At 71.4% G+C, this 8,588-nt stretch carries 8 protein-coding genes, 1 tRNA gene and 1 pseudogene; 2 read left to right on the forward strand and 8 right to left on the reverse strand.

Features of this window, described 5'->3' with window-relative positions; translation table 11 throughout:
- Positions 1 to 105 precede the first annotated feature (105 nt).
- The 3 genes and pseudogenes from SSOG_RS17415 to SSOG_RS17425 all read right to left on the reverse strand — a co-directional run bounded on the left by SSOG_RS17415 (position 106) and on the right by SSOG_RS17425 (position 3,551).
- Entirely contained in the window at positions 106 to 1,011 is a 906-nt protein-coding gene (locus tag SSOG_RS17415) for an SDR family oxidoreductase (RefSeq protein WP_039937911.1), read from the reverse strand.
- Positions 1,008 to 2,030 (reverse strand): alpha/beta fold hydrolase, encoded by a 1,023-nt coding sequence (locus SSOG_RS17420; protein WP_009715555.1) that lies wholly within the window; start codon positions 2,028 to 2,030, stop codon positions 1,008 to 1,010. Before SSOG_RS17420 ends, SSOG_RS17415 begins: the two co-directional genes overlap by 4 nt.
- Positions 2,027 to 3,551 (reverse strand): annotated as a pseudogene (locus SSOG_RS17425) (flavin-containing monooxygenase). The gene SSOG_RS17420 and the pseudogene SSOG_RS17425 overlap by 4 nt, the downstream one beginning before the upstream one ends.
- Positions 3,552 to 3,746: 195 nt before the next feature.
- Here SSOG_RS17425 and SSOG_RS17430 point away from each other — a divergent pair.
- Complete coding sequence (locus SSOG_RS17430; RefSeq protein WP_009715557.1) at positions 3,747 to 4,496, forward strand: MerR family transcriptional regulator; 750 nt, start codon at positions 3,747 to 3,749, stop codon at positions 4,494 to 4,496.
- On the opposite strand, the gene SSOG_RS17435 is transcribed toward SSOG_RS17430, so the two are convergent.
- A complete protein-coding gene (locus SSOG_RS17435) occupies positions 4,490 to 5,293 on the reverse strand; it encodes an exodeoxyribonuclease III (RefSeq protein WP_039937913.1) in 804 nt (267 codons plus the stop codon). The genes SSOG_RS17430 and SSOG_RS17435 overlap by 7 nt on opposite strands.
- 64 nt (positions 5,294 to 5,357) lie before the next feature.
- Between SSOG_RS17435 and SSOG_RS17440 the strand changes: the two genes are divergently transcribed.
- Positions 5,358 to 5,888, forward strand: coding sequence for a GNAT family N-acetyltransferase (locus SSOG_RS17440; protein WP_009715559.1), 531 nt, complete (start codon positions 5,358 to 5,360; stop codon positions 5,886 to 5,888).
- Here the strand turns inward: SSOG_RS17440 and SSOG_RS17445 are convergent.
- From SSOG_RS17445 to SSOG_RS17460, 4 genes are all read right to left on the reverse strand, one after another.
- Complete coding sequence (locus SSOG_RS17445; RefSeq protein WP_009715560.1) at positions 5,855 to 6,310, reverse strand: hypothetical protein; 456 nt, start codon at positions 6,308 to 6,310, stop codon at positions 5,855 to 5,857. The two genes, SSOG_RS17440 and SSOG_RS17445, sit on opposite strands and share 34 nt — an antisense overlap.
- Positions 6,307 to 7,470, reverse strand: a complete 1,164-nt coding sequence (locus tag SSOG_RS17450) for a trypsin-like serine peptidase (protein ID WP_009715561.1) — start codon at positions 7,468 to 7,470, stop codon at positions 6,307 to 6,309. Before SSOG_RS17450 ends, SSOG_RS17445 begins: the two co-directional genes overlap by 4 nt.
- A 211-nt stretch (positions 7,471 to 7,681) precedes the next feature.
- Complete coding sequence (locus tag SSOG_RS17455; protein ID WP_009715562.1) at positions 7,682 to 8,326, reverse strand: LysE family translocator; 645 nt, start codon at positions 8,324 to 8,326, stop codon at positions 7,682 to 7,684.
- Between the two features lie 68 nt (positions 8,327 to 8,394).
- Positions 8,395 to 8,468 (reverse strand) — tRNA-Ala (locus SSOG_RS17460).
- Positions 8,469 to 8,588: the final 120 nt, after the last annotated feature.

The raw sequence follows: 8,588 nt of genomic DNA on the forward strand, positions 1-8,588 counted from the left end.
CGGGTGAAAGGGATCGGGCCCGACCAGAGTTACACGCAGGGACATACTCCGCATTTCGATCGACCTCACCCATCAAATTCCCAGGTCAAAGTGGTTGACAGAGGGTTACCGGTCACGCTGCGTACGGGCGCCGCGCGCCCGCTCGTCCGCCGCGCCGCCCTCGCCCACGAGATGGCCGCGCTGCCCGCGGGTGGCCGCCAGCCGGGGTTCGGCCCAGCGCATCTCACGCCGCCCCACCGCACCGATCAGCGCGGGCAGATAACCACGCACCGGCTGCATCCCGCGCAGCCACCACTGCCCATAGACATGGGCCGAGCGGCGCTCTATCCCGGCGACGAGCCGGTCCACGGCCGGGCCCAGCGGATACGTACGCCCCGCGGGCCACGGCATCCGCGCCCGCAACTCCCGCATCACCTCGTCCCGGTCGGCACCGCGCACCATGTCCGTGTCGGTCCAGCTGAGATAGCCCACGCCGACCGTCACGCCCCGGTGGCCCACCTCGGCACGCAGACAGTGCGCGAACGCCTCCACCCCCGCCTTGGACGCGCAGTACGCGGTCATCATCGGCGCGGGCGCTATCGCGGCGAGCGAGGCGATCTGCAACAGATGGCCGCGGCTGGCGAGCAGCGCGGGCAGAAAGGCGCGGGCCGTGGTGACGCTGCCCAGCAGATTGACCTCGACGACCCGCCGCCAGGCCGCCTCGTCGGTCTCCAGGAACGGACCGCCGGTGGCCACACCGGCGTTGGCGCAGACGATGTCCACCACGCCGAAGCGCGCCACCACTTCCTCCGCGACCCGGGCCATCGCCTCCGGGTCGGTGACATCGGCGTGCCAGTGGTCGGAGTCGGTGGGCAGCCGCCCCGACACCCGCTTCAGCTCGTCCGGTTCCAGGCCCACCAGCGCCACCCTGGCGCCGCGCGCGGACAGCTTGCGGGCCAGCAGCTCGCCGACGCCCCGTGCCGCGCCGGTCACCACCGCGACCCGGCCCTCCAGATTTCTGCGCGCGCTCATGTCGTCCGCTCCTCGGCTGCCTGGGGGTCGTCGTCGGTCAGGTCACCGGTCAGGGCATCGGTCGGGGCATCGGCCCTGGGGGATCCCGGGGCTCCCTCATGCTCCGCGGCGAGGTGGTCCGCGGCGAGGCGGCTGATCACGCCGCTCACCGCCCCGGGGTCCTCCACGGGGGTCATATGGCCGAGTCCGGGCAGTTCGGTGAGGCCGGTGCACTGCGGCAGCGCGGCCGCTATGGCATGGGACTGCTCGGGCGGGGTCAGCCGGTCGGCGGTGCCGACGATGACGGCGGCGGGCATGGTCAGCAGGCCGACGCGGGCGTCCAGATCGAGGTCGCCCATGACATGCGCCCAGCCCGCCCGCACGACACGGGGGCACGCGTGGACGATCCGCGCGCACGCCTCCACCATGGCGGGCGCGGAGCCCGGCCCCAACGTCCCGTACCGCAGCAGCCGCTTGCTGACGGGCGTGACCGGCCCCATGGGAAGGCGCGCGCCGAGGATCGCGCGGTGTATCCGCGCCCGCAGCCGCTCGGAGCGCAGCGGCACCACACGCGCCCGCTCGACCAGCCGGGAGGCGCCGGTGCTGCACAGCACCACGGCGGCGGCGCGCTCGCGCACCGCCGGGCGGCCCGCGGCGGCCATCACCGTCATCCCACCCATGGAGTGGCCCACGACCACGGCCCGGCGGCCCGGCTCCAGGGTCTGCTCCAGCACCGCCTCCAGGTCGTCGGCGAGCGCCTCGGTGCTGTAGCCGCCGGGTCCGGGGGCGGCGCTGCGGCCATGGCCGCGCTGGTCGTACACGATCACCCGGTGGCGGGCGACCAGTTCGCGCACGACCGGCGCCCAGAAGGCGGTCGAGCAGGTCCAGCCGTGCGCCAGGACGACGGCGGGAGCGGCGGGGTCGGTGACCCCGTGCAGCTCCGCGTGCAGCCGGGCGCCGTCCGCCGAGGTGACGGTCAGCTCGCGCGGCGGAACCGGCGGGGCGTACGGCCCGGAGGCGGCGTAGCGGGTGCGCCTCATCGCGATCCCCTCCCCGCGGTGGACTCCGCGCCCTGACCGGCCTCGGTCCGCTGCCGCAGCACGCTGTACTCCGCGAGCCGCACGTGCCGGGTGACCCGCTTGAACTCGCCGGTGGAGCCGGGCCACAGGGTCGTATTGCGGCCGTTGCCGTCCAGATACCAGCTCTCGCAGCCGCCCGAGTTCCACACTGTGCGCTTCATCCTCTCCTGGATCATGTCGTTGTAGGCGCGGACCGCCGACGGCCGGGCATCCAGGGCGGCCTTGCCGCCGAGGGCGTCCAACTGCCGCAGATAGTCGGTCAGATAGGTGAGCTGGGCCTCGATCATGAGGATCATCGAGCTGTTGCCGAGCCCGGTGTTGGGCCCGATGATCGTCAGGAAGTTGGGGAAGCCCGCCGCGGTGGTGCCGCGCAGCGCCTCCATACCGCCCTTCCACTCCTCCGCGAGCGTGGTGCCCTTCGCCCCGGTCACGCGACGGGCGATGGGGAGGTCGGTGACGCGGAAGCCGGTCCCGAAAATGATCGCGTCGGCCTCGGTCTCGGTGCCGTCGGAGCCGACCAGCGTGGAGCCGCGGATCTCCTTGAGCCCGCCGACCACGTCCACATGCGGCCGGGCGAGCGCCGGGTAGTAGTCGTTGGACAGCAGGATGCGCTTGCAGCCGATGCGATAGCGCGGGGTCAGCCTGGCCTGGAGCACCGCCGGGGCGGCGATGGACTCCGCTGGCCCCGGCCAGCCGCTCCACGAGCCCCAGCTCGGCCGGGCGCTTGGTGAACGCCCCGACCTGCAACTCCCGGATCCCCCACAGCAGCCCGCGGCGCAGCGCCCCGGAGGCCGGGAGCCTGCTGTGCAGCCAGCGCTCGGCTCCGGTGATCCGGCGGTCCATGCGCGGCAGCACCCAGGGCGGGGTGCGCTGGAAGAGGGTGAGCCTGCGCACCTCCTTCTGGATCTCGGGCACGATCTGGATGGCCGAGGCGCCGGTGCCGACCATCGCGACCCGCTTGCCGCGCAGGTCGTAGCCGTGGTCCCAGCGCGCGGAGTGGAAGACCTTGCCCGGGAACCCGTCGAGCCCCGGGATGTCCGGGATCTTGGGGTCGGAGAGCGGGCCGGTCGCGCTCACCACCACATCGGCGGTCATCGGCCCGCGCGCGGTCTCGACCTCCCAGTGCAGCGCCGCCCCGTCCCAGCGCAGGGCGAGCACCTCGGCGTCGAAGCGCAGATGCGGCCGCAGCCCGAAGGTGTCGGCGATCCGCTCCAGATAGGCGCGGATGTGCCGTCGGCCGGAGAAGGCGCGCGGCCAGTCGGGGTTGGGCGCGAAGGAGAAGGAGTAGAGATGGGACGGGACATCGCAGGCGCAGCCCGGATAGCTGTTGTCCCGCCAGGTCCCGCCGACCGCATCGGCCCGCTCCAGGACCACGAAGTCGGTGATGCCCGCGCGGCGCAGCCTCACCGCCGCGCCCAGGCCCCCGAATCCGGAGCCGATCACCGCCACCCGCACGTGCTCACGCGCCAGCCCAGCCGCCATGCCGCCGCCTCCCGCCGCTCGAACTGCCAGAACCACTTGAACTACCAGAACCGCTTGAACGGCTCGGAACCGTGCCAGCGTTCACTGGCACGATGGGAGCGTAAGACAGGGATCCGGCGAGCGGTAGGGGCTGTGGATAACCGAGTTACCGGCGGTCACACACAACCGCCCTCGGCATAGGCTGCTGCTGTGGCGATGAGCGAAGCGGACCGGGTACGCGAGTACCGGGTGACGGAGCTGGCCGAGAGGGCCGGGATAACCGTGCGCACCCTGCGCTTCTACCGGGAGCGCAAGCTGATCCCGCCGCCCCGCCGCGAGGGCCGTATCGCCTGGTACAACGACCACCACCTGGCCCGGCTGCGGACCATCACCGCCCTGCTGGAGCGCGGCCACACCCTGGGCGGGATCGCCGAGTTGATCGCCGCGTTCGAGAGCGGGCGGGACGTCGGCGAGCTGCTGGGGCTGGACGGCGGCCTTCCGTCCTGGTCCGAGGAGACCCCGATCCGGCTCACCCCGCAGGCGCTCGCCGACTACTTCGACGACGAGGCCACCGCGGAGAACCTCACCGTCTCACTCGACATCGGCTATCTCGCGGTCGACGGCGACGACATCGTGCACATCAGCCAACGGCTGCTGGACGCCTCGCGCGCCCTGGTCGGCCAGGGCATCCCGCTGTCGGCCGTCCTCGCGGCCGGGCGCGAGGTCCGGGAGCATGTGGACGCCATCGCCGAGACCTTCGCCACACTGCTGATCAACCATGTGCTGGCGGACGCCCGCAAGCGCGGCGAGGAGGTCGGCGAGACCGTGGAGCGGCTGCGTCCGCTCGCGAAGAGCGTCGTGGACGCCGAGCTGTCGATGGCCATGGACCGCCGTCTGCGGACCGGCCTGGAGGAACGGACGGGCGGGCGCACGGAGGACACCGGGCACCCGCCGCCGGATCAGTGAGCGGCGCCGTAGGTGACCGTCACCGGGGCGTGGTCGCTCCACCGCTGGTCGTACGCCGGGGCCCGCTCCACGACCGCCTTCAGCGCCCGCCCGGCGAGCCCGGGGGTGGCGACCTGGTAGTCGATGCGCCAGCCCGCGTCGTTGTCGAACGCCCTCCCCCGGTACGACCACCAGGAGTACGGGCCGTCGACGTCCGGGTGCAGCGCGCGCACCACGTCCACGTACGCCGCCTCCTCGAAGACGCGCGACAGCCACGCGCGCTCTTCCGGCAGGAACCCGGACTTCTTCCGGTTGGCCTTCCAGTTCTTCAGGTCGGCCTCCTGGTGGGCGATGTTCCAGTCGCCGCACACCAGCGCCTCGCGCCCGTCGGCCGCCGCCCGCTCGCGCAGCTCCTTGAGGTACGGAAGGAATTCCGCCGTGAAGCGCTCCTTCTCGTCCTGCCGCTCGGTGCCGACCTCACCGGAGGGCAGATACAGGCTGCCGACCGTCACACCCGGCAGGTCGACCTCCACATAGCGGCCGCTGTCGTCGAACTCGGAGGAGCCGAAGCCGACCCGTACGGCCTCCAGCTCGCGCCGCGCGTACACCGACACCCCCGCCCGGCCCTTGGCCGCCGCCGGGGCGTGCACCACATGCCAGCCGTCCGGCTCGCGCACGGCCTCGGGCAGTTCGCGCGGCTCGGCGCGCACCTCCTGGAGGCACACCACATCGGCCGCGGTACCGTCCAGCCAGGGCACGAAGCCCTTCTTGGCGGCGGCACGCAGCCCGTTCACATTCACGGTCGTCACGGAGAGCACTACGGCACGATACGACATGGAAATTCCGATGCCGCCCCAGTCGCATAGAAGTACGATCCCGTGCATGAATTTCCGAGCGGTTCGCTTTGACCACCCCGACGCGGTGCGGCTCAACGACGAGGTGCAGGCGGAGTACGCCGAGCGATACGACGACGAAGGGGATATGACGCCCCTGGACGCGGCCCAGTTCGACCCGCCCCACGGCCTCTACCTCATCGCGTACGACACGGACGGCCGCCCGGTGGCGACCGGCGGCTGGCGCAGCCAGGACCGGAACGAGGAGGGGTACGAGGACGGGGACGCCGAGCTGAAGCGGATGTACGTCGTGCATGAGGCACGAGGCCGCGGGCTGGCCCGTCTGATCCTCGCGGCGCTCGAGGACAGCGCCCGGGAGGCGGGGCGCACCCGTATGGTGCTGGAGACCGGCGTCAAGCAGCCCGAGGCGATCGCGCTGTACACCTCATCGGGCTATGTGCCGGTGAAGAAGTTCGGGCTGTACCGCTTCGACGAGCTGAGCCGCTGCTTCGGCAAGCCGCTGGCGCTCCCGGACGACGCCGCCGTTCACCAGAAGAACCAGCCGGGCGTCGCGACGTAGATCTGCATCGCCTCCCCACACCCCCCGCCGCTGTCCGAAGCCTCCTGGGCGGCGATCGCGGCCGCTTCGCGCTCCCCGTGGGCGTCGATCCCGTCCGCCGTCACGATCAGGGCGGCGATCACAGCGACGAAGGCCCAGGGGACCGCGCGATGGCACGGCGCCTTCTCCTGCGTCAACCAGGCACCCACCACGGCCGTCACCGCGGCCGCCAGCACCAGGCACAGGGCGGTGGTGGTGAGGTGGCCGAGGAGGGGCGGCTCGTCGCACAGGGCGTAGGAGCGCCCGCCGAGCAGCCGCTCACAGAAGGCCGCGCTGCTCAGCGGCAGACCGAACGCGACGATGTGATGCGGCTGTACGGCGGCCCGTACGGCGGAACCCGCCCCGTCCCCGGAGCGGGTTCCCCCCTGTGTCGGCCGTTTCATCCCCGGCCGGCGAACTTCTTGCTCATCGCGTTGAACACGCCCTTCGCGTCCGCCCCCAGATGCGGACCGGCGAGCCAGGTGTGCTCGTTCGAGCTGATCGAGCTGTTGGACACCAGCACCGTCTTGCCCCCGCGGTTGACGAACCAGCCGCCGCCTGAGGTCCCGCCGGTCATCGAGCAGCCGATGCGGTACATCGTCGGCGTGGTCGGCGCGAACGACAACCGGCCCGGCCTGCTGGTGCAGTTGAACATCTTCGCACCGTCGTACGGCGGTGCGGCCGGGTAGCCGTACGCCCCGATCGAGCTGACCTTGTTCGCCGACGGCGCCCCGAACCACACCGGCACGGCGGCCCCGACCGTCTCCTGAAGCGACTTGCCGCCGCTGTTCTCCGGCTTCACGTGCAGCACCGCGAAGTCGTACGCGGAGCCCACGTTGCCGGTCTTGCCGCCCGTGTCGATCCACTGGGACGAGGTCTGCGACCAGTCCGCCCACCACACGCCGTACGGAGTGACCTCACGCTGGGCCGCGGTCTCGGCCTTGGCCGCGGTCAGCCCGTCGTCGTTGTACGACGGCACGAACACGATGTTGCGCATCCAGCCGCCCTTCTTGCCGGAGTGCACGCAGTGGCCCGCGGTCCACACCAGGTTCGACTTCCCCGGATGCGCCGGGTCCTCGACGACCGTGCCCGAGCAGACCATCGGCCCCTCGGGGCTGTCGAAGAACACCTTCCCGACCGGCGCCATGTTCTGGTGGTACGGCCGCGAGACCTGCTTGGCCGGTACGGCGGGCGGCTCCGGGTCGGTCGCGGCCTGGCTCTCGCCCGCGCTCTGCGAGGAGAGCGTGTTGGGCGAGTCCTTCGCCTTGGACATCCGGGACGGCTGCCAGAAGTTCTTGATGACGGGATTGGCGAAATCGGACGCATCGCGTGCCCATTTGTCCCAGTCCTTCCACCCGCCCTCCTTCCACTTCTTCAGGTCGTCCAGACTCGTCGGAACGCCCTCCGGCAGCTTGATCCCGTTGTCGCCCTGCTGGCCCGCCGCGGTCGGCGACGTCGACTCCGAACTGGCCTTGTCCTCACTCGACCCGCAGGCCGAGGCGGTGACCACGAGCAGCGCGGTCACCGCGGCGACCGCCGCGGTGGAACGGCGTATGAGTGGCATGGCGCCTTATCCCCCTGTGGTGCTGTTGTTGTGCGGTGTGGAATTCATGCGGCGGCGCTTTCGCGCCATGTCCCATTCAGGACGCACCCACTATGCCCGTGCCCCTCGCCAGGGCCATCACCTGTCTCACGGCCCGCACACAACAGGAACCGTGTCAGCACGATTCCCTGACATCGGACGCCCCGTCAGGGCAGCGCCACCGGCGCCCGCATCAGGCGGTCTTGCGCCCGCCCTCCGCGAGGAGATTCGCCGCGAAGCCGAAGAACGCCACTCCGCTCGCCTGCTCCATCCGACGCCGGAACGCCGGCCGCCGGATCCGCTCGCTCAGCGCGGACGCGGCACCGGACACCACCCAGTACCAGAGCGCCAGCTCGACGATGTCGATCGCGGTGAACACCAGGGTCGCGGTGAACACCGAGGCGCCGTCCGGGGTGAACTGGGGAATCAGGCTCATGTAGAAGACCCCCGCCTTGGGGTTGAGCAGATTGGTGCCCACCCCCGCACGGAACGCCGCCCACCGCCCACGCGGCGCCGGGGCAGCTTGCTCCGTCTCCGTCTCCGACGCCGCCGCCCGCCGCGACCGCCACAGCGCCGACGCCCCCAGCCACACCAGATACGCGGCCCCCGCGACCCGCAGCGTGTCGTACGCCACACGAGAAGCCGTGAGCAGCGCCGTGAGCCCGACCGCCGTCGCGAATCCCCACACCAGACAGCCGGCGAGTATCCCGAGCGAGGCGGCCAGCCCGGCGTTCCGCCCATGGGACACCGACGTGCGCAGCACGAGCAGGGTGTCCAGCCCCGGAGTGACATTGATGAGCGCGGCAACGCCCGCGAAGGCAAGAGCTGAGGTGAGCATGCCCGCAGGCTAATCCAGCACAAGCGAAACCCCCGCCGGATTTTCCCGGCGGGGGTTTCTAGCTGCGGTGGACCTGAGGGGATTTGAACCCCTGACCCCCTCGATGCGAACGAGGTGCGCTACCAGTCTGCGCCACAGGCCCTTGCAACGAGTGAAACTCTAGCATCCCCTGCGGGGTGCTTGGAAATCCGTTCCCCGCTGGTCAATGGAGTGCGCGTCACTCGTTGGCGGCCCGGGGCCGGTCCTCGTCCGCGTACTGGTC

Origin of the sequence: Streptomyces himastatinicus ATCC 53653 (genome assembly GCF_000158915.1) — a bacterium.
Taxonomy (GTDB): domain Bacteria; phylum Actinomycetota; class Actinomycetes; order Streptomycetales; family Streptomycetaceae; genus Streptomyces; species Streptomyces himastatinicus.